At 60.1% G+C, this 19,023-nt stretch carries 15 protein-coding genes; all 15 read right to left on the minus strand.

The window, feature by feature from the left end; genetic code table 11:
• Nucleotides 1–3: 3 nt before the first annotated feature.
• Nucleotides 4–870 carry a carbohydrate ABC transporter permease gene (locus ACIQUH_RS15295; protein WP_400816497.1) on the minus strand — a complete coding sequence of 289 codons (867 nt, stop codon included), beginning with the start codon at nucleotides 868–870 and terminating at the stop codon, nucleotides 4–6.
• Nucleotides 871–872: 2 nt separating this feature from the next.
• The gene (locus ACIQUH_RS15300; RefSeq protein ID WP_400816499.1) at nucleotides 873–1,943 is read right to left on the minus strand and encodes an ABC transporter ATP-binding protein; all 1,071 of its coding nucleotides are present in this window, start codon (nucleotides 1,941–1,943) and stop codon (nucleotides 873–875) included.
• A gap of 12 nt (nucleotides 1,944–1,955) precedes the next feature.
• Nucleotides 1,956–3,026, minus strand: a complete 1,071-nt coding sequence (locus ACIQUH_RS15305; protein ID WP_400816501.1) for an ABC transporter ATP-binding protein — start codon at nucleotides 3,024–3,026, stop codon at nucleotides 1,956–1,958.
• A gap of 36 nt (nucleotides 3,027–3,062) precedes the next feature.
• Entirely contained in the window at nucleotides 3,063–4,586 is a 1,524-nt protein-coding gene (locus tag ACIQUH_RS15310) for a glycerol-3-phosphate dehydrogenase (RefSeq protein ID WP_400816503.1), read from the minus strand.
• 107 nt (nucleotides 4,587–4,693) lie between these two features.
• Nucleotides 4,694–5,467 carry a DeoR/GlpR family DNA-binding transcription regulator gene (locus ACIQUH_RS15315; protein ID WP_400816505.1) on the minus strand — a complete coding sequence of 258 codons (774 nt, stop codon included), beginning with the start codon at nucleotides 5,465–5,467 and terminating at the stop codon, nucleotides 4,694–4,696.
• A 162-nt stretch (nucleotides 5,468–5,629) separates the two neighbouring features.
• Nucleotides 5,630–7,090, minus strand: a complete 1,461-nt coding sequence (cysG, locus tag ACIQUH_RS15320; protein WP_400816507.1) for a siroheme synthase CysG — start codon at nucleotides 7,088–7,090, stop codon at nucleotides 5,630–5,632.
• Nucleotides 7,062–9,710 carry a molybdopterin-dependent oxidoreductase gene (locus tag ACIQUH_RS15325; RefSeq protein WP_400816509.1) on the minus strand — a complete coding sequence of 883 codons (2,649 nt, stop codon included), beginning with the start codon at nucleotides 9,708–9,710 and terminating at the stop codon, nucleotides 7,062–7,064. The genes cysG and ACIQUH_RS15325 overlap by 29 nt, the downstream gene beginning before the upstream one ends.
• Before the next feature lie 238 nt (nucleotides 9,711–9,948).
• Nucleotides 9,949–10,284 (minus strand): nitrite reductase small subunit NirD, encoded by a 336-nt coding sequence (gene nirD, locus ACIQUH_RS15330; protein ID WP_400816511.1) that lies wholly within the window; start codon nucleotides 10,282–10,284, stop codon nucleotides 9,949–9,951.
• A 5-nt stretch (nucleotides 10,285–10,289) separates the two neighbouring features.
• Entirely contained in the window at nucleotides 10,290–12,737 is a 2,448-nt protein-coding gene (gene nirB, locus ACIQUH_RS15335; RefSeq protein WP_400816513.1) for a nitrite reductase large subunit NirB, read from the minus strand.
• A gap of 5 nt (nucleotides 12,738–12,742) precedes the next feature.
• The gene (locus ACIQUH_RS15340) at nucleotides 12,743–13,540 is read right to left on the minus strand and encodes an ABC transporter ATP-binding protein (protein WP_400816515.1); all 798 of its coding nucleotides are present in this window, start codon (nucleotides 13,538–13,540) and stop codon (nucleotides 12,743–12,745) included.
• Nucleotides 13,541–13,553: 13 nt separating this feature from the next.
• Nucleotides 13,554–14,447, minus strand: coding sequence for a nitrate ABC transporter permease (gene ntrB, locus ACIQUH_RS15345; RefSeq protein ID WP_400816517.1), 894 nt, complete (start codon nucleotides 14,445–14,447; stop codon nucleotides 13,554–13,556).
• 115 nt (nucleotides 14,448–14,562) lie between these two features.
• The gene (locus ACIQUH_RS15350; protein WP_400816519.1) at nucleotides 14,563–15,855 is read right to left on the minus strand and encodes a CmpA/NrtA family ABC transporter substrate-binding protein; all 1,293 of its coding nucleotides are present in this window, start codon (nucleotides 15,853–15,855) and stop codon (nucleotides 14,563–14,565) included.
• 379 nt (nucleotides 15,856–16,234) lie between these two features.
• Nucleotides 16,235–17,527 (minus strand): CmpA/NrtA family ABC transporter substrate-binding protein, encoded by a 1,293-nt coding sequence (locus ACIQUH_RS15355; protein ID WP_400816521.1) that lies wholly within the window; start codon nucleotides 17,525–17,527, stop codon nucleotides 16,235–16,237.
• 34 nt (nucleotides 17,528–17,561) lie between these two features.
• Entirely contained in the window at nucleotides 17,562–18,149 is a 588-nt protein-coding gene (locus tag ACIQUH_RS15360) for an ANTAR domain-containing response regulator (RefSeq protein ID WP_400816523.1), read from the minus strand.
• A 101-nt stretch (nucleotides 18,150–18,250) separates the two neighbouring features.
• Nucleotides 18,251–18,916 carry a GntR family transcriptional regulator gene (locus ACIQUH_RS15365; RefSeq protein WP_400816525.1) on the minus strand — a complete coding sequence of 222 codons (666 nt, stop codon included), beginning with the start codon at nucleotides 18,914–18,916 and terminating at the stop codon, nucleotides 18,251–18,253.
• Nucleotides 18,917–19,023 lie beyond the last annotated feature (107 nt).

Below are 19,023 nucleotides of genomic sequence, written 5' to 3' on the forward strand. Positions count from 1 at the left end.
GTCTCAAGTCTCCGCGTCGTGGCTGGTCATGACGGTGTAGAACACCCAGGACAGCAGCAGGATGATGAGGAAGTAGATCAGCGACATGGCCGCCGCCGGCCCGAGGTCGAACTGGCCGAGCGCCATCTTCACGAGATCGATGGACAGGAAGGTGGTGGAATTGCCCGGGCCGCCGCCTGTGACGACGAAAGGCTCGGTATAGATCATGAAACTGTCCATGAAGCGCAGCAGGAAAGCGATCAGCAGCACCCGCTTCATTTTCGGCAGCTGGATGTAACGGAACACCGCAAAACGCGACGCGCCATCGATCCTGGCTGCCTGATAATAGGCATCCGGAATGGAGACGAGGCTGGCATAGCACAGGAGCACCACAAGGCTCGTCCAGTGCCAGACATCCATGATGACGACGGTGATCCACGCATCGATCGGATCATTGACATAGTTGTAGTCGAGCCCGAGCTGATTGGCGTAATAACCGAGCAGGCCGATATCGCTGCGGCCGAAAACCTGCCAGATGGTGCCGACGACGTTCCACGGCACCAACAGCGGCAACGCCATGGTGACGAGGCAGATCGGCACGCCAATGCCGGATTTCGGCATCTTGAGCGCGATGAAGATGCCGAGCGGAATTTCAATCGCCAGAATGATGCCGGAAAACAGCAGGTTGCGCCCCAGCGCATCCCAGAAACGGTCCGAGGCGAGAATTTCCTCGAACCATTGTGTTCCCGCCCAGAAGAACTGGTTATTGCCGAACGTATCCTGCACCGAATAATTCACGACGGTCATCAGCGGAATGACGGCGGAAAAGGCGACCAGCACCAGCACCGGCAGCACCATGAACCATGCCTTGTTGTTCCAGCTCTTTTCCATGGTCAGGCCCCCATCTTTACACGCCATGAATCGGCGAAAACGCCGATGGCGGCCGGATCGAAGCGAACACCCGCTTCCGCCGGGATTTCCTCGTCTTCGGCAACGACGATCGCGAGTTTCTGGCCGGCGAACCGGGCACGCACGATCTTCTGTCGGCCGATATCCTCGACCTTGTCGACCGTGATGGGCATGCCGCCCCGTTCCAGCCGGACAAATTCCGGGCGGATGCCGATCTCGATGCGTTGCGCTCCGTCAACCTTTGGCGCACCGGCCAGCGGCACGCCAAGGCCGCCGACCATTGCGGTCGCGCCATCGATACTGGCGGGCAAAACATTCATGCCCGGCGAGCCGATGAAATAACCGACGAATGTATGTCCCGGTCGTTCGAAAAGCTCGGCAGGCGTGCCGATCTGGACGATCTGCCCGTCATACATGACCACAACCTTGTCGGCGAAGGTCAGCGCCTCGGTCTGGTCATGGGTGACATAAACCATGGTGAAACCGGACTGCCGGTGCAGCCGCTTCAACTGCGAGCGCAGCACCCATTTCATATGCGGATCGATCACCGTCAGCGGCTCGTCGAACAGGATGGCGTTGACATCGGACCGCACCAGCCCGCGCGCCAGCGAGATCTTCTGTTTCTGATCCGCCGTCAGACCACGCGCATGACGTTTGGCCATGCCGGAAAGATCGGTCATTTCGAGGATTTCCCGCACCCGACGGTCTACCTCGGCTTCCGGCACATGCCGGTTGCGCAACGGAAAGGCCAGATTGTCGTAAACCGTCATCGTGTCGTAGACGACCGGGAACTGGAATACCTGTGCGATATTGCGGTCTTCCGTGGCGAAATCGGTCACGTCGGTTCCATCGAAGGCAATGTGACCTTCGGACGGCCGCAGCAGCCCGGAAATGATGTTGAGCAATGTGGTCTTGCCACAGCCGGAAGGGCCGAGCAGCGCATAGGCGCCGCCATCTTCCCATTCGTGATGGACTTCCTTCAGCGCATAGTCGCCGGCGGCCTGCGCCTTTGCGTTATAGGCGTGTCGGATGTGATCGAGCGTGATGCGTGCCATGACCGATCTCCCTCAAGCCGCTTCGCCGATGGCGCGGCCATTCGCGTCAAAGGCCATCAGGTGTTTTGTATCGAGAAACAGCTCTATGTCCCTGTCCGGCTCGATGTCGTGAATGCCATGCGCCAGCATGACCCAGCGCCGGCCGGAAAATTCCACATGCACGAAGCTTTCCGATCCGGCGATTTCCGAAATCAGCGTCCGCGCCCGGATCGACTGCCGGGCCTCGCCCTTCGCATGCGGGAAAAGATGATGCGGCTGGAAGGCGATGGTTAAAGGTCCATCCGGCACGGCGGCAAGATGCGCCGGCACCGCAATCACCGCCTGGTCGGCACGGGTGAATGCGCCGCCCGCCTTGATGACCTCGATGGTGTTGAGCGGCGGGTCTGCAAAAATTTCCGCGGTGACGATATCCACCGGACGCCGGTAAACCTCGATGGTGCGGCTGAACTGCGTTACCCTGCCCTCGTTGAGCGTTGCGGTATTGCCGCCCAAAAGCAGCGCCTCTGATGGTTCGGTGGTGGCATAAACGAAGATCGCACCTGACTCGGCGAAGATGCGCGGCAGTTCCTCGCGCAATTCCTCGCGCAGCTTGTAATCGAGATTGGCGAGCGGCTCATCGAGCAGCACCAGATTGGCGTTCTTGACGATGGCGCGGGCAAGCGCCGTGCGCTGCTGCTGGCCGCCCGAAAGATTGAGCGGCGTACGGTCGAGATAGGGCGTCAGCTTCAAAAGCTCGGCGGCCTTCCTCACTTCCCGGTCGATGGTCGACTGATCCTTGCCGGCAACCCGCATGGGCGAAGCGATGTTTTCGTAGACGCTCAGCGCCGGATAGTTGATGAACTGCTGATAGACCATGGCGACGTTACGCTTCTGCACCGGAAAGCCCGTCACGTCTTCGCCATTGAAAAAGATCGAGCCGGCGCTCGGCTTGTCCAGCCCGGCCATCAGCCGCATCAGCGTCGTCTTGCCCGAAAGTGTCGGTCCAAGCAGGACGTTCAGGCTTCCGCGCTGCAACGTCAGATCGGTCGGGTGAATATGATATTCACCGCCAACCATCTTCGAGACGTTTCGCAATTCAAGCATGGTGATCCAAAGCCTCCTCCGCTTTTATCCGGATCGTCAGATTGCCCTTAAGCGTCCACCTGCAATGTCTCCGATATAGTCCTCCAACGCACGCACCTCCTCCGGGGTAAAAAAGAGCCCCTGCTTGGTGCGGCGCCACAGAATATCCTCCGCCGTCAGCGCCCATTCCCGCGCCATCAGCCAGCGAACCTCAGCCTCGTAGAGCGTACCGCCGAAATACCGCCCCAGCGCCGCCGCATCCGTCGCATTGCCGATCAGCGCCGCGGCATCCGTTCCGTAGCAGCGCACAAGCCGCTTCGCATGACGCTCTTCGAGAAAGGGGTAACGCGACCGCAGCGCCGAAACTTCCGCGGTGTAGGCCTCGGCACCGAAATTTCCACCCGGCAAATGTGAGCCCGCCGTCCATGGCGCGCCCTTTTCACCCAGCGCATCGCCGATTTTTTCAAGAGCATGTTCGGCAAGCCGCCGATAGGTGGTGAGCTTGCCGCCGAAAATATTGAGAAGCGGCGCTTCGCCCTCCTCCCCCTCGGTTTTCAGCACATAATCGCGGGTCGCTTCCTGCGCTTTTGACGCCCCGTCATCGAACAGCGGGCGCACGCCGGAATAGGTCCAGACGATATCGGCCGGCTCCACCGGTTCAGCGAAATATTCGCTTGCCGCATTGCAAAGATAGCTGATCTCCTCGTCGCTGATCTTAACAGCCCGGGGGTCGGCGGTATAGTCGCGATCCGTCGTGCCGATCAGCGTAAAGTCCTGTTCATAGGGAATGGCGAAGATGATCCGCCCGTCCGGATTCTGGAAAAAATAGGCTCGCGGATCGGAAAATTTCTTGCGCACGATGATGTGGCTGCCCTGCACGAGGCGGACATTATGGACATTGTTTTTGCCGAATGCCGAAGACAGCACCTTGTCCACCCAGGGACCCGCAGCATTCACCAGCATGCGCGCCCGGTAGGTCTTGGCGTCTCCGTCCGCATTTCTCGTTTCGACCCGCCAGAAAGCGCCTTCGCGCCGGGCCGAAACCACCTGCGTGCGGTTGAGGATGAGCGCGCCGCGATTGGCGGCATCGCGGGCATTCAGCACCACAAGGCGGGCATCGTCCACCCAGCCATCCGAATATTCGAAGGCGCGGGCAAAAATCGGTTTCAAAGGCTTCCCGGCGGGATCGCGGCGCAGATCGAGCGAGCGTGTCGCGGGCAGAAGCTTGCGGCCGCCGAGATGATCATAGAGAAATAGTCCGAGGCGCACGAGCCAGGCCGGGCGCACGCCACCCTTCTGAAACGGCAGTACGAAACGCATGGGCCAGATGATGTGCGGCGCCATGGCCCACAGCACCTCACGCTCCATCAGCGCTTCGCGCACCAGACGAAATTCATAATGTTCGAGATAACGCAAACCGCCGTGGATGAGCTTGGTGGCAGCGGATGAGGTGCCGGAGGCGAAATCGTTCATTTCCGCAAGCGCGACGGAATAGCCTCTGCCGACGGCGTCGCGGGCGATGCCGCAACCATTGATCCCGCCGCCGATCACGAAAATATCGTGAATTGCCTCGTCAGACATACATCCTCCCGCGCTTTCATCGATGCTCTCCTCATCGATATATTGAAAGCATGGTCATCTAATTCGAAGATAAAACGAATGTCAAACGAAATTCCGGTATCTCCTGATCAGGCGTCGCGGGCCTCGGTTTCGATCAGCCGGACATCATGATCGGCACAGATGCTGCGGATGGAATCAACCGGACAATGATCGGTAATGAAAGTGTGCACCTGCGAAAGATGGCCGATGCGCACCGGAGCCGTGCGTTCGAATTTCAGCGAATCCGAAACCAGAATGACGTGACGGGCATTGGAGATAATCGCCTGCGCGACCTTGACCTCACGAAAGTCGAAATCCAGCAGAGCGCCATCCTCATCGATGGCCGAAACGCCGATGACGGCAAAATCCACCTTGAACTGACGGATGAAATCCACCGCCGCCTCGCCGACGATACCGCCATCGGAGCCGCGCACGACACCACCGGCAATCACCACCTCGATACCGGGGAAAACCCTCAACCTGTTGGCAACATTGATGTTGTTGGTGATGACCATCAACTCGTGATGGTCCGCCAGCGCTTCACCCACCGCCTCAGTGGTCGTGCCGATATTGATGAAAAGTGATGAGTTGTTGGGGATGAGCGCGGCAGCGGCCGCACCGATCGCCTGTTTTTCGGAGGAAGCAATGGCGCGGCGAGCCTCGTATTTGACGTTTTCATTGCCGCTTGGAAAAAGCGCGCCGCCGTGGATGCGGGTCAGGACCCGCGTATCGCAGAGGTCGTTCAAATCCTTGCGGATCGTCTGGGGAGTGACCGAGAACCGCGCCGCCAGCTCATCGACCAGCACCCGGCCGTTCGCTTTCGCCAGCGCAACGATTTCATCCTGACGCGGTGTGAGCAGCATTTCACCCTCCCTCCTCTTTCAATTTTTTCGTTTTATTGAAGAGCGAACGAAAAACCAATGTCAAGGGACGGTTTTGCAGTAGCGATAGCGGCGGGATGAAAACAGGGAGATGCAATTCCTCCGGCCGGGTGGGAACCGCATGAAGCCATTTGGCACTATTACTTAGCCGGCTTTCTGAATCGTCAGGCCGGAGGCTGACATCGCCGAGGATGCGGCACCAAATGCGTTGCCGATGCCGATGAGCACGGGTTCATTGACACCCAGCCTCTCTACTGCCGCGGCCAGTTGCATGAGCGAACCGCACCAGCGCTGTTCGTTTGAGCGACTGACAGAAATCATGATGACAACCGGCGTCAAGGCTGGCATGCCATGGGCAAGCAGGGACGATTCGATCTCCGCTGCGGTGCGCCCACCCATGTAGAAAACCGTGGTCACGGAAGGGTCGGACAGCGATTTCCAGTCTATATTCTCCGGCAACTTTCCCTGTCGGGAGTGGCCGGTGACAAAACGAACCGACTGGGCATGGTCGCGATGGGTCAAGGAAACACCCAAACGCGAGGCCATGGCGCTTGCGGCGGTAATCCCGGGGACAATCTCGACCGGGATATTTTCAGCCTCTAGCGCGGCGATCTCCTCGCCGGCGCGCCCGAAAATCATTGGATCGCCGGACTTCAACCGCACCACCCGTTTGCCTGCCTTGGCGAGGCGGATCATCATCTCGTTGATGTCTTCCTGCCTGCAGCTTTCCCGGCCGCCGCGCTTGCCAACCAGCATGCGCTTCGCCTCGCGCCGCGCCAGTTCCAGTACCTCGACTGAAACGAGATCGTCGAACAGGATGACATCGGCGGCCTGCAAAGCGCGCACTGCCTTCAGCGTCAGAAGCTCGGCATCGCCCGGCCCGGCACCCACAAGCGTCACGAGTCCGCGCCCCGACCCCGCCCGCGCAGCCTGTGTTCCGATATCCGCAAGCAGCCGTACTTCGCTGTTTTCATCCAGCCTTTCGGTAAACGCCCGATCGACGAATTTTTCCCAGAATGAGCGCCGTGCCGCACCAGCGGCAAGCCGCAGATTGACACGCTCACGGATCGTCTGGGCAAGCGCGCCCCAGTCCTTCAGCGAAAGCGGTAGCAAGGTCTCTATGCGGCGGCGAATGGCCTGCGCCAGAATGGGCGCTGCGCCATCGGTGGAAATCGACACGACCACCGGCGAGCGATTGACGATGGAGCCGAACTGGAACTGGCAGAATTCCGGCTTGTCGATGACATTGACGGGAACACCTGCTGTCCGCGCCGCATGGTAAAATCTTTCGGCTTCCTCATCGGTTTCGCAATCCGCCAGCGCCAGCTCCGCGCCTTCGAAAATATCCGGGACCCACGAACGGTCATGCCATGTCAACATCGGGTTTCTTGCAACAAGCGCCGTAAAGCTTTCCGAAAGCTCGCTTCTTTCGGAATAAAGATGAAGTTCCGCCCCGCAGGCCAGCAGCAGTTCCGCCTTCCATGCGGCGCCATCCGATCCGCCTGCCAGCACCACGCGCTTGCCCTCCAGCCCCCAGAAGACCGGCAATTTGGCAAGCTTCTCCATGCGGGCCGGTTCATTCCGCTGCGGTTTTAAGGCATCCATCGATGATTCCCCTGATTTCGGCGCGGCAGGAGCCGCAATTGGTTCCGGCATTCAACGCCTTGCCGATGGCTTCGACGCTGTGGCAGCCATCACGGATGGCCGCCGTGATCTGGTTCACCCCGACATTAAAGCAGGAGCAGACCGTCGCGCCGGGATCGGCCCGGCCGGCACCGGGACGCCCCGCGACCAGCGCAAAACGCATGCGCAAATCCTCGTGGCGTTCCGAAAGCTGCGATATCGCCCAGTTACGGGCGACAGCCACGGGCTGATTGGCGACGAACAGCGCGGCGAGCAGAGTTTCACCATCGAAAAAGGCCAGGCGCAGGTCATCCGTCTGCCGGTCGCTGTAACCCAGCGGCTCGATCCTGACATCGATACCGAAGACCTGCCGCGCCCAGACTGTCCAGTCCTGCGGCTCCTCCTCGAAGGCGAGCTCCATGCGATAACCGCCATCCGCTTTGGCCGTGGCCCAATAGGCACAATCCGGCGCATTTGGCCGGGTGCGGCAGATGGCGAAACCATAGGCCTTCGCTTCGAAACGCCTTGCCCTTACGCCCATGTTTTTCGAGGCGGGCTGGCCGGAATGCGGATCCGTGACCGGCGCAACCACGACATCGATACGCGCCCGCGCGGCGAACTGGTCGTTCCAGTGCATTGGCGCGAAGACTGAACCGCGCGCCTGCCTTTCGCTGACCAGCGCCCGTAGCAGAACCTTGCCATGGGGACTTTCCAGCTCCACCAGATCGGCGCTGCCGATTCCCAGCGCCTGCGCATCACGCGGGTGAAGCTCGGCGAAGGGTTCAGCGATATGGGCGGTGAGACGCGCACTTTTGCCGGTACGGGTCATGGTGTGCCATTGATCGCGGATGCGGCCGGTATTCAGCGTCAGCGGATAGTCCGCCGATGTCCTGCCGGTCTCCGGCAAGGCAGTGGCGATGAAGCGCGCGTTGCCATCGGCATGGTAAAACCGCCCATCCGCGAAAAAGCGGGTAACGGCGGCATCGCCGGGGCTGGTTTTTGGCCATTGAAAGGGTGCCATCGCATCATAGGAATTCCGTTCGATGCCGCTGATATCGAAATCGCGGCTGCCCGCATTCTCAAAGCCGGAAAGGGCCGCATGTTCGGCAAAAATCTCCGATGCCTGGCCAAAAGCGAAGGCCGCATCGAAGCCCATGCGCCGGCCCACTTCCGCCATTTGCCACCAGTCGGCCTTCGCTTCACCCGGAGCATCGAGAAAACCGCGCTGGCGGGAAATCCGCCGTTCGGAATTGGTGACCGTGCCGTCCTTTTCCCCCCAGCCGAGCGACGGCAGGAGAACGTGGGCATGGCGGGCCGTGTCGGTAGAAGCCATGACATCGGACACCACGACGAAAGGACAGGCCTTGATGGCCGCCTCGACGGCACCGGCATCCGGCATGGAAACCACCGGGTTGGTCGCCATGATCCACAGCGCCTTGATGCGACCGTCAGCCACCGCCCGGAACATATCCACTGCCTTCAGGCCGGGCTTTTCCGCAATGGCGGGTGAGGCCCAGAAGCGCTGCACGCGGTCGCGGTCCCCGGCATTTTCGATAGCCATATGGGCGGCCAGCATGTTGGCAAGACCGCCAACCTCGCGCCCGCCCATGGCGTTCGGCTGGCCGGTCAGCGAAAACGGCCCCATGCCCGGCCGGCCGATGCGGCCGGTGGCAAGGTGGCAATTGATGATCGCGTTGACCTTGTCCGTGCCGCTTTGCGACTGGTTGACACCCTGGCTGTAGCAGGTGACGGTTTTTTCGGTGCGTTCGAACAATTCGTAAAAGGAAACCAGTTCGGCGATGGTCAGGCCGCTGGCCTCGGCGATCTCCTGCAGGCTGTATTCAGTTGCTGCCTGCATCGCAGCATCAAAACCGACCGTATGGTTTCCCACATAACCCTTATCGATTGCAGGACTATCGGAAAGATGCGCCAGCAAGCCGGCAAACAACGCCACATCGCCATCCGGCCGGATGGCGAGGTGCATATCGGCAATATCGGCGCTCATCGTCCGGCGCGGATCGATGACAACGACTTTCATGTCCGGCCGTGCAGCCTTTGCCGCCGCAAGCCTTTGGTAGAGAACCGGATGACACCAGGCGAGATTGGAACCGGTGAGGATCACCAGATCGGCAAGCTCCATATCCTCATAGGTGCCCGGCACCGTATCGGCCCCGAAGGCGCGGCGATGGCCGGCGACGGATGACGACATGCAGAGCCTTGAATTGGTATCGATATTGGCCGAGCCGATGAAACCCTTCATCAGCTTGTTGGCGAGGTAATAATCCTCCGTCAGCAATTGGCCGGAGACGTAAAAGGCGACCGAATCCGGGCCGTGTTCGGCAATAGCTTGAGAGAAGCGGGAAGCGACAAGATCGAGCGCTTCGTCCCATGCCGCCCGTCTGCCGCCGATTTCGGGGTGGAGCAGGCGGCCGTCGAGGTCGATGGTTTCGGCCAGCGCCGAGCCCTTGGAACACAGCCGGCCGAAATTGGCGGGGTGATCCTGATCGCCCCTGACGGAAACGACACCATTGTCATTGACGGTGGCGATGACGCCGCAGCCGACGCCGCAATAGGGACAGGTGGTTTTTGTTTCAACGGGCATGGGTTTGCCCTCTCAGTGGGTGGGGGTTACCCTGTCTCGGCGCGTGGCGCTTACCCCCCTCTGTCCTGCCGGACATCTCCCCCTCAAGGGGGGAGATCAATTGCGGCACGGACACCAATTCACAGCTTGCAACGCGGCCCGCGGCTATGAGGCGGGGAGCCATCCGCTTGTCGATCTCCCCCCTTGAGGGGGAGATGCCCGGCAGGGCAGAGGGGGGTACCATCGCCGCCATCGCAATTCACTCCGCCGCAATCATCAGCGTTTCAAGCGCTATCGAAAGCCGCCCATCCAGATTCCGCACCGGAATGGTCCGCACCTCCCCTTCATCCGCCCCCAGCGCCTTGCCGGTTTCGAGCGAAATCACCCAATTGTGCAGCGGACACGTCACCGAAGCGCCGTGCACGATGCCCTGAGAGAGCGGCCCGCCCTTGTGCGGGCAATGGTCCTCAATCGCGAAGACCTGATTTTCCGCCGTGCGGAACACGGCGATCTTGCCCATCGGCGTCTTCACGCAGCGCGCGCCCCGCAGCGGAATGTCGGCGATATCGCCAATATCGATCCAGTTGCTGTCCATCGTTCTCACTCCGCTGCCTCGCTGAAACCGATTGCCGCCATGGGCCTGAATTCGTGCTTGTCGTGACCGGACACACGTTCCGACCAGGGATCGACCTGCGCGAATTTCTGGCTGAAGACGAAGCGGTCGAAATAGGCCCGGCGCTTTTCGGCATCGTCCATGATCTGGCGGCGGATCTCGTCGTAGCCGATGCGCTTGGCCCATTTGTAAATGCGCTCGAGGTAACGCGCCTGTTCGCGATACATCTGCGTCAGCGCCACGATATGCTCCAGCGCCTCGTCTTCGGTCTTGACGAGACCCAGCACTTCCGTGCCCTTGATATCGAGACCGGCGGCACCGGCAAAATGGATCTCGAAACCGGAATCGACACAGATGACGCCGATATCCTTGCAGGTCGCCTCCGCGCAGTTGCGCGGACAGCCGGAAACGGCAAGCTTCAGCTTGGCCGGCGTCCATGAGCCCCACATGAATTTTTCGATGCGGATGCCAAGCCCCGTGGAATCCTGCGTGCCGAAGCGGCACCATTGCTGGCCCACACAGGTCTTCACGGTCCGCAGGCCCTTGGCATAGGCCTGACCCGAGATGAAGCCGGCCTTGCCGAGATCGGCCCAGACGGCCGGCAGATCCTCCTTCTCGATGCCGAGAAGGTCGATGCGCTGGCCGCCCGTCACCTTCACCATCGGGATTTCGAACTTGTCGACCACATCGGCAATTGCCCGAAGTTCCGAGGAGGAGGTGACGCCTCCCCACATGCGCGGCACGACGGAGTAGGTGCCGTCCTTCTGGATATTGGCGTGGACACGCTCGTTGATATAACGCGACTGGTAATCATCGGCATATTCATCCGGCCAGTCGCAGACGAGGTAATAATTGAGTGCCGGCCGACATTTGGCGCAGCCGCAGGAGGTCTTCCATTCCAGCTCCTGCATCACGGCGGGAATAGTCTTCAGCCCCTTGGCCTTGATCAGACGGCGCACATCGTCATGGCCGAGATCGGTGCATTTGCACATGGGCTGCACCGCGGCGGGATTATAGCTGTCGCCAAGAGTTATCGTCATCAGCTGTTCGACAAGGCCGGTGCAATTGCCGCAGGAGGCGGAAGCCTTGGTGTGGGCACGCACATCGTCGAGCGAGGTCAGGCCCTTGGTGGTGATGGCCGTGGTGATCTTGCCCTTGCAAACGCCGTTGCAGCCGCAGATTTCCGCATCATCCGGCAAGGCTGCAACGGCCGCCATAGGGTCCAGCGGAGACCCTCCCTGATAGGCCTGGCCGAAGATCAGGGTTTCGCGCATGGCGGAAATATCGGTCGATTTCTTCATCAGGTCGAAGAACCACGATCCATCCGCCGTCTCGCCGTAAAGCACCGCGCCGATGATGCGGTTTTCCTTGAGGATCAGGCGCTTGTAGACACCGGCGGTGGCATCGCGCAGCACGATTTCCTCGCGGTCGTCACCTTCGGCAAAATCGCCGGCGGAAAACAGGTTGATGCCGGTGACCTTCAATTTCGTATTGGTGACGGAGCCGTGATATTCGGCAGAACCGCCACACAGCCGATCAGCCAGAACCCGTGCCGATTCATAAAGCGGCGCAACGAGGCCGTAGCACATGCCGCGATGTTCGGCGCATTCGCCGAGCGCGTAGATCGACGCGTCCGACGTCATCATGCCGTCATCCACGACGATGCCGCGATTGACGGCAATGCCTGCCTCCTTGGCAAGGCCCGAGGCGGGGCGAATACCGACCGCCATCACCACCATATCGCCCTTGATGACCCGGCCGTCTTCCAGCTCGATGCCTTCGACCTTGTCTTCACCCAGAATGCATTTGGTGTTGGCCTTGGTAATGATATCGATGCCGCGCTCGTTGAGCGCTTTTTCGAGGAGATAGGCCGCTGCCGGATCGAGCTGGCGCTCCATAATCGTCGGCATCAGGTGGATGACAGTGACATCCATGCCCTGACGCTTGAGACCATAGGCCGCTTCCAGCCCGAGAAGACCGGCGCCGATGACGATGGCGCGGCCCTTGCCCTCGGCGATCTCGAGCATCCTGGTCACGTCGTCGAGATCGCGATAGGCGAGCACACCAGGCAATTGATGGCCGGGAACCGGGATGATGAAAGGCGAGGAACCGGTGGCGATCACCAGTTTGTCGTAGGAAACCGTGATGCCGTTTTCGCTGGTGACGGTCTTTTTGTCCCGGTCGATGCCGGTGACCTTCGCGCCCTTGTGCAAGGTGACATTGTTGGCGGCGTACCATTCGTCATTATGGATGACGATATCCTCATAGGTCTTTTCGCCTGAAAGCACTGGCGAAAGCATGATGCGGTCGTAATTGACACGCGGTTCGGCGTTGAAAATGGTGACGTCGTAAAGGCCGGGGGCGGTTTCGAACAGGTTTTCCAGCATGCGCCCCGGCGCCATGCCATTGCCGATGATGACGAGTTTTTGCGTCATGGTGATTACTCCGCGGCTTCGACGAAGCGGTGACGTTCGTAAAGGAACTTCAGCACGGCCTCGCGGCATTTGAGGTAGGTCTTGTCGGATGCAAGCTCGATGCGGTTGCGCGGACGGGCCAACGGCACCTCCAGCACTTCGCCGATATGGGCGGCGGGGCCGTTGGTCATCATCACGATACGGTCGGAGAGCAGCACCGCTTCATCGACATCGTGGGTGATCATCACCATGGTGTTGCCGAGCCGGGCGTGGATTTCCATCACGGCGTCCTGGAGGTGAGCGCGGGTCAGCGCGTCGAGCGCCCCGAAAGGCTCGTCCAGCAGCAGGATTTTCGGCTCCATCGCGAGCGCCCGGGCAATGCCGACGCGCTGTTTCATGCCACCGGAAATTTCGGACGGCTTCTTGTCCTTCGCATGGGCCATCTGCACGAGGTCGAGATTGCGCATCACCCAGTCGTGCCTCTCGGCCCGGGTCTTGGTGTTGCGAAACACCTTGTCGACGGCAAGATTGACGTTTTCATAGACCGAAAGCCACGGCAGCAGGCTGTGGTTCTGGAACACGACAGCGCGCTCCGGACCCGGCTCGTTGACCTCGCGGTTTTCCAGCAGCACGGCACCGGCCGAAACCTTCGTCAACCCGGCGATGAGGTTGAGCATGGTGGACTTGCCACAGCCGGAATGGCCGATGACGGAGACGAATTCGCCTTTTTCGATGGTGAGGTTGATACCTTTCAGCACCTCGGCGCGGGAGCCGCCCTTGTCGAAATATTTGTCGATATGATCGAGCTTCAGATAAGCGTTCATAATTTGGGCCCTCTCAGTTCGCCGCAGCGCCGCGGGTGATGACCTTGCCGAGCGCCGCCACCAGCTTGTCGAGCATGAAGCCGACGACGCCGATATAGGCGAGTGCCACGATGATGTCGGGCAGACGCGAGGAGTTCCACGCATCCCAGATGAAGAAACCGATGCCGACGCCGCCGGTCAGCATTTCCGCTGCAACGATCGCAAGCCACGAAAGGCCGACACCGATGCGCAGGCCGGTGAAGATGTAGGGTGCCGCCGATGGCAGCATGATCTTGAAGAAAAATTCGAGCTGGTTGAGCCGCAGCACTTTCGCCACGTTGCGGTAATCCTGCGGAATATTGCGCACTCCGACCGCCGTGTTGATGATGACCGGCCAGATGGAGGTGATGAAGATCACGAAAATGGCCGACGGATTGCTATCCTGAAAGGCGGCCAGCGAAAGCGGCAGCCAGGCGAGCGGCGGCACGGTGCGCAGCACCTGGAAGATCGGATCGAGGCCGCGCATGGCCCAGACCGACTGGCCGATCACCGCACCGAGGATGATGCCGGCAATGGCGGCGAGGCCGAAACCGTAAGCCACCCGTTCGAGCGAGACCAGAACACGCAGGCCAAGCCCGATATCCTGCGACCCGTTATGGAAGAACGGCGATACAATGAGATCGTAGCTCTCCTCGAAAACCTGGCTCGGCGGCGGAAGGGATGCGCCGGGGGCGGAACAGAGCAATTGCCAAACGCCAAGCAGAATGGCGAGAACGATAAAAGGCGGGATGATGTTGCGGGCCGCCGCCGCACCCCATTTGCGCAGGTCGATCCGCGGCGACTGTTTCGTCGCAAGCGACACGACGTTTGCCTTCTGCGCCGCCGGCTGCTGCGGTTCTTCGTTGAATTTTCGGGCCAATGCGGACATGGGCATTTCCTTTTGATTTCGGTTGCAGTCTGGGGCTCGCCCCTCATCCGGTCTTCAATCGCGCCGGTTGGGCGGTGCGACCGGCGGATGAAGGGCGACACCCCGGGTCTCCTCCTCAGGAGGCCGCCTTGATGGACAGGCTTTCGAGATAGGCGGACGGGTTTTCAGGGTCGAAGACCTTGCCGTCGAAGAAGGTTTCCTTGCCGCGTGACGTAGAGGCGGGAAGATCGGCAACGCCGAGATCCTTGGCGGCTGCGCGCCAGATATCCTCGCGGTTTACCTTTTCCACCAGCGCCTTCACATCCGTATCGGGCGCGAATTTGCCCCAGCGGATATTTTCCGCGATGAACCAGCTGTCATGGCTGTGGAAGGGATAGGAAGCGTGGTCCTGCCAGAACTTCATCTGCAGTCCGGTATTTTCGAGCATGCGGCCGTTGCCGTAATTGATATTGCCCTTCAGGCGGCCAAGCACATCCTTCGGCGGCACGTTGAACCATTGGCGTTTGCCGAGGATGGCGGACATCTCCTCCTTGTTCGCCATCTCGTCGCACCACATCTGCGCCTCCATGACAGCCATCAGCAGCGCCTTGGTGGCGTTGGGGTTCTTTTCCACCCAGTCGGCGCGCATGCCGAGCGCCTTTTCCGGATGGCCCTTCCAGAGTTCGCCGGTGGTACAGGCGGTGAAACCGATGCCCTGATTGACGAGCTGTTCGTTCCACGGTTCGCCCACACAGAAGACGTCCATATTGCCGACCTTCATATTGGCGACCATCTGCGGCGGCGGAACGACGATGGTGGAGACATCCTTGTCCGGATCGATACCGCCGGCGGCCAGCCAATAGCGGATCCAGAGATCATGCGTGCCGCCGGGGAAGGTCATGGCGGCCTTGATTTCCTTGCCTTCGGCCTTCTTTTTCTCAAAAGCCGCCTTCAGCCTGGAAGCATCGAGCTGAACGCCGGTTTCGGCATATTCCTTGGCGACGGAAATACCCTGGCTGTCGAGATTGAGGCGGGCGAGGATTGTCATCGGCACCGGCACATTGTTCTGGGTCACCTTGCCGGTATGCATCAGATACGGCATCGGCGTCAGAATATGCGCGCCATCGATGCCGTTCGATGCGCCGCCGAGCACGAGATTGTCGCGCGTCGCGCCCCAGGAGGCCTGCTTCAGAACCTCGACATCAGGCATGCCGTGCTTGGCGAACAGCCCCTTTTCAGCGGCGATGATGAGTGGTGCGGCATCGGTGAGTGCGATGAAGCCCAGTTTCGCGCCTTTTACTTCCGGTTCCGCAGTGGCCGCGAAAGCGCCGGATGGAAAGGCCACGCGCACAGCGCTGACAAGGGCTGCGGTGGCTGTCGTCTTCAATATCGTGCGGCGGCTGACAGCGCCGGAGAATATCTTTTTCATTCGCATGTTCCCCTTATTGGGCCACCTCTGCGGGTGACGTTTTCGCTTGCGAAAAACCTGAAAATAAAAAAACGCCGCTCGGTGTTTGCGCCGGCGGAACGGGAGGTGTTCCGGGCAGCAAAACCTTGCGACGTCTGTGTCTTCTGAAAGCGCCTATGCCGCGCCCTGCTTGCCCCGATCGCCGTTGACCGGTGCAACCAGGAAGAAGCAAGAGGCGTGCCAATTTATGGAGACTGGATTATAATATTGAAAATAAAAGAGTATTTTTGAAAATCAAACTTATGATTAAATTTTAATCAGCGCGTTTCTTGTCTTCCATTTGTGCAAAAGAAAGAATTCCGCGCTTGAAATTTGCGCAGCCTGCGAGGCACGACGCCGCTCATGCCTCTCCTGAAGCTGGAGGAAAGGGCGCAGCGGTGCGCACGGAAAAACCGTTCACATAGCCTGCAATATCGGCGGGATCGAATACGAGACCGTCCACGAAACGGTCTTGCTCTTGCTGTCCTTCGATACGAATATCGGCATCATCAGGTGCATTGGCCTCGCCCAGCGCCTCCCGATAAATATCCGGTCGGTAGGCAGACAGGGCGGCCTCCACACCGGCCTCGGAAAATTCCGCCTGCCCCCAGCGGATCATCTGGCTGTAGATCCACAATGCCTGACTCTGGCGCGGATAATTGGCGTGGCCGCCGTGGAAGATGAAATAATTGTCGATCACCCGGCGATTGCCTTGGCTGTCGATGCTGAATTCACCGGCAAGCACACGGCGAATGATGCCTTGCGGCGCGCCGATATAACGGGGATCGGCAAGTGCTGCGCTGAGATCATCGTGATTTTCGGCAAGGTCGCACCAGCGCGCGGCGGCATCGAGCGCCGTCAACAGCCGTCCGACCGTTTCCTGCTGGTTTTCCGCCCATTCGGGTCGCATGCCGATGACCTTTTCCGGCGCGGAAGGCCACAAATCCTGCTTGGCCGCAACGATCCGGCCGACACCGCGCTCCGCGGCGACGATGTTCCACGGCGCTCCGACGCAGAAACCGTCAATGGCCCCTGCGGCAAGCGCATCCGACGTCAACGGCGGCGGTACCACCACAAGCTTGACGTCGTGATCGGGGTGAATGCCGCCGGCGGCGAGCCAATAGCGAAATTCGTAATTATGCGACGAAAAGGGATAGGTCATGCCGAGCGTCGGCGGCGGCTCGCCGCGGGCGCGCATATCACCGAGCACGCGCTTCAACGCCTCAGCGTTTTCCAGCGCTCCCGCCGTTTCGGAAAGCCCGGTCAAAGCCTTCATGCGCGCAAACAGCCGGGTCGAAAGCGTGATCGCATTGCCGCCGCGTCCGAGCGAAAAAGGCGTGATCGTCGGCGACGGGTTGGAGCCGAGCCCGAGCATCGATGCGACGGGCATCGGCGACAGCATATGAGCGATATCGAATTGTCGAAACGCCAGCCGGTCGCGCACATTCGCCCAGGAGACATCCTTGACGAGATCGAGCGACAGGCCCTCGCGTTCGGCGAAACCGAATTCAGCCGCGGCAATCAGGACGGATGCGTCGACAAGGGGTATAAAGCCGGCACGCAGGATTTTCTGCCGGTCGCTGCCGACGATTGCCGGTGCGCCCGGGGCTTGCGTTACTCCGCCGTCTGATCCGGCCGTTTTTTCCGGTGCCATATTCATACACTCCACACTGTCCGACTGGCCTTTGTCACATCAACAGGCCGGCCGCGGTGACCACGCTTTGCGCGATCTCGGAAATCTTCTTTTTCTCGTTCATCGCTGTCTGCCGCAAGAGCGCAAAGGCTTCCTCTTCGGAAAGACCGCGCATCTTCATCAGAATGCCCTTGGCGCGCTCGATGACCTTGCGTTCCTCAAGAGCCGATTTGGCTTCTGCGAGTTCCCGCTGCAAACGGCTGAAGGCATTGAAGCGGCTGACCGCCATATCGAGAATGGGCTTGACCCGCTCTTTCTTCAGCCCGTCCACCACATAGGCGGAAACGCCCGCCTCGACGGCTGCCTCGATGGAAGCCGTGTCGGAACGATCGACAAACATGGCGATAGGCCGGCCGACCGTTCGGGTAAGCTGGAAGAGATGCTCCATCATGTCGCGGTTGGGATTTTCAAGATCGATGAAGATGACATCAGGCTGCAGCGTATCGATGGTGCGCGCTACCCCGTTTACTTCATGGATGACCGTGACACGCTGATAACCAGCCTCGCGCAGCCCCTCCTCGATGATGGAGGCGCGGATCGCGTTTTCGTCTATTACGAGAATGGTCAGGTCGCGAAGCGTCATGTCAACATTGATGACGCAGCGCAGCAAACTTGGCAATCGGCTGCGCCAGCAAAAAATGAAGGGAGCCGCAAGGGCCGCTTTCTCCCTTGCTGCCCGTCATGTCAGGAGGCGTGTTCAACGGCCCGTTCAAGCGCCTTCAGAACCGTCCGCTCGGACAGATTGAGATAGATTTCCATCTCATCGCCCGCCTCTTGCGCCTTCCCCTCCTCCATCAGCGACAGGATCTTGCTGTTCATGTCGACAAAGGGGGAATGAAGCTGTTCGGGATCTTTCAGCAGCCCGAAACAAAGCCTGAGTTCAGCGGCGATGCGCTCATAAAAATCGCTGAGGCGAGCGCTGTCGAGAAGATCGACGACGGCAGCATGAAATTTCATGTTGGCGCTGCCCACACCCAGCCAGTCGGCATCTTCACGCTTGATCTTGGCATCCTCGACCGCCGCCCGCATCGTCTTGATCGCGGGATGCTTGTGCCAGGCCTGTCGTAACGCACCGCATTCCACCATGCGTCGCACCCGATAAATATCGATGACCGAGGACATGGTGGGAACGGCGACGAACACGCCGCGATTGGCCTCATGGCGCAGAAGCCCGTCCTTGGTCAGCAGCCGGAAGGCTTCGCGCAGCGAATTGCGGGAAACGTCGAAACGTTCGCTGAAGGCTGCCTCCGAAAGGCGCTGCCCCGGCATCAACTCGCCTGATATCAGCAGGGTGCGGATACCCTTGGCCAATCGATCCGCAAGCGGCAGACCCTCTATCGTTTCGGTCATGGCGCTCCTTTCCTTAAGAGCAATGCAGCATCGGGAATTCCGTGACAGGCATGTTCGGACACGGCATGATTGCCCATAGCACAAAGCATTAGCAAAGCACGAAAAAA

Origin of the sequence: Agrobacterium sp. NPDC090283, from assembly GCF_044769685.1 — a bacterium.
In the GTDB taxonomy this organism is placed as follows: domain Bacteria; phylum Pseudomonadota; class Alphaproteobacteria; order Rhizobiales; family Rhizobiaceae; genus Agrobacterium.

Excerpts from the sequence above, each read along its gene's own strand:
- ACIQUH_RS15295 (WP_400816497.1), bottom strand. The coding sequence starts at position 870 with ATGGAAAAGAGCTGGAACAACAAGGCATGGTTCATGGTGCTGCCGGTG.
- ACIQUH_RS15300 (WP_400816499.1), bottom strand. The coding sequence starts at position 1,943 with ATGGCACGCATCACGCTCGATCACATCCGACACGCCTATAACGCAAAG.
- ACIQUH_RS15305 (WP_400816501.1), bottom strand. The coding sequence starts at position 3,026 with ATGCTTGAATTGCGAAACGTCTCGAAGATGGTTGGCGGTGAATATCAT.
- ACIQUH_RS15310 (WP_400816503.1), bottom strand. The coding sequence starts at position 4,586 with ATGTCTGACGAGGCAATTCACGATATTTTCGTGATCGGCGGCGGGATC.
- ACIQUH_RS15315 (WP_400816505.1), bottom strand. The coding sequence starts at position 5,467 with ATGCTGCTCACACCGCGTCAGGATGAAATCGTTGCGCTGGCGAAAGCG.
- cysG (WP_400816507.1), bottom strand. The coding sequence starts at position 7,090 with ATGGATGCCTTAAAACCGCAGCGGAATGAACCGGCCCGCATGGAGAAG.
- ACIQUH_RS15325 (WP_400816509.1), bottom strand. The coding sequence starts at position 9,710 with ATGCCCGTTGAAACAAAAACCACCTGTCCCTATTGCGGCGTCGGCTGC.
- nirD (WP_400816511.1), bottom strand. The coding sequence starts at position 10,284 with ATGGACAGCAACTGGATCGATATTGGCGATATCGCCGACATTCCGCTG.
- nirB (WP_400816513.1), bottom strand. The coding sequence starts at position 12,737 with ATGACGCAAAAACTCGTCATCATCGGCAATGGCATGGCGCCGGGGCGC.
- ACIQUH_RS15340 (WP_400816515.1), bottom strand. The coding sequence starts at position 13,540 with ATGAACGCTTATCTGAAGCTCGATCATATCGACAAATATTTCGACAAG.
- ntrB (WP_400816517.1), bottom strand. The coding sequence starts at position 14,447 with ATGTCCGCATTGGCCCGAAAATTCAACGAAGAACCGCAGCAGCCGGCG.
- ACIQUH_RS15350 (WP_400816519.1), bottom strand. The coding sequence starts at position 15,855 with ATGAAAAAGATATTCTCCGGCGCTGTCAGCCGCCGCACGATATTGAAG.
- ACIQUH_RS15355 (WP_400816521.1), bottom strand. The coding sequence starts at position 17,527 with ATGGCACCGGAAAAAACGGCCGGATCAGACGGCGGAGTAACGCAAGCC.
- ACIQUH_RS15360 (WP_400816523.1), bottom strand. The coding sequence starts at position 18,149 with ATGACGCTTCGCGACCTGACCATTCTCGTAATAGACGAAAACGCGATC.
- ACIQUH_RS15365 (WP_400816525.1), bottom strand. The coding sequence starts at position 18,916 with ATGACCGAAACGATAGAGGGTCTGCCGCTTGCGGATCGATTGGCCAAG.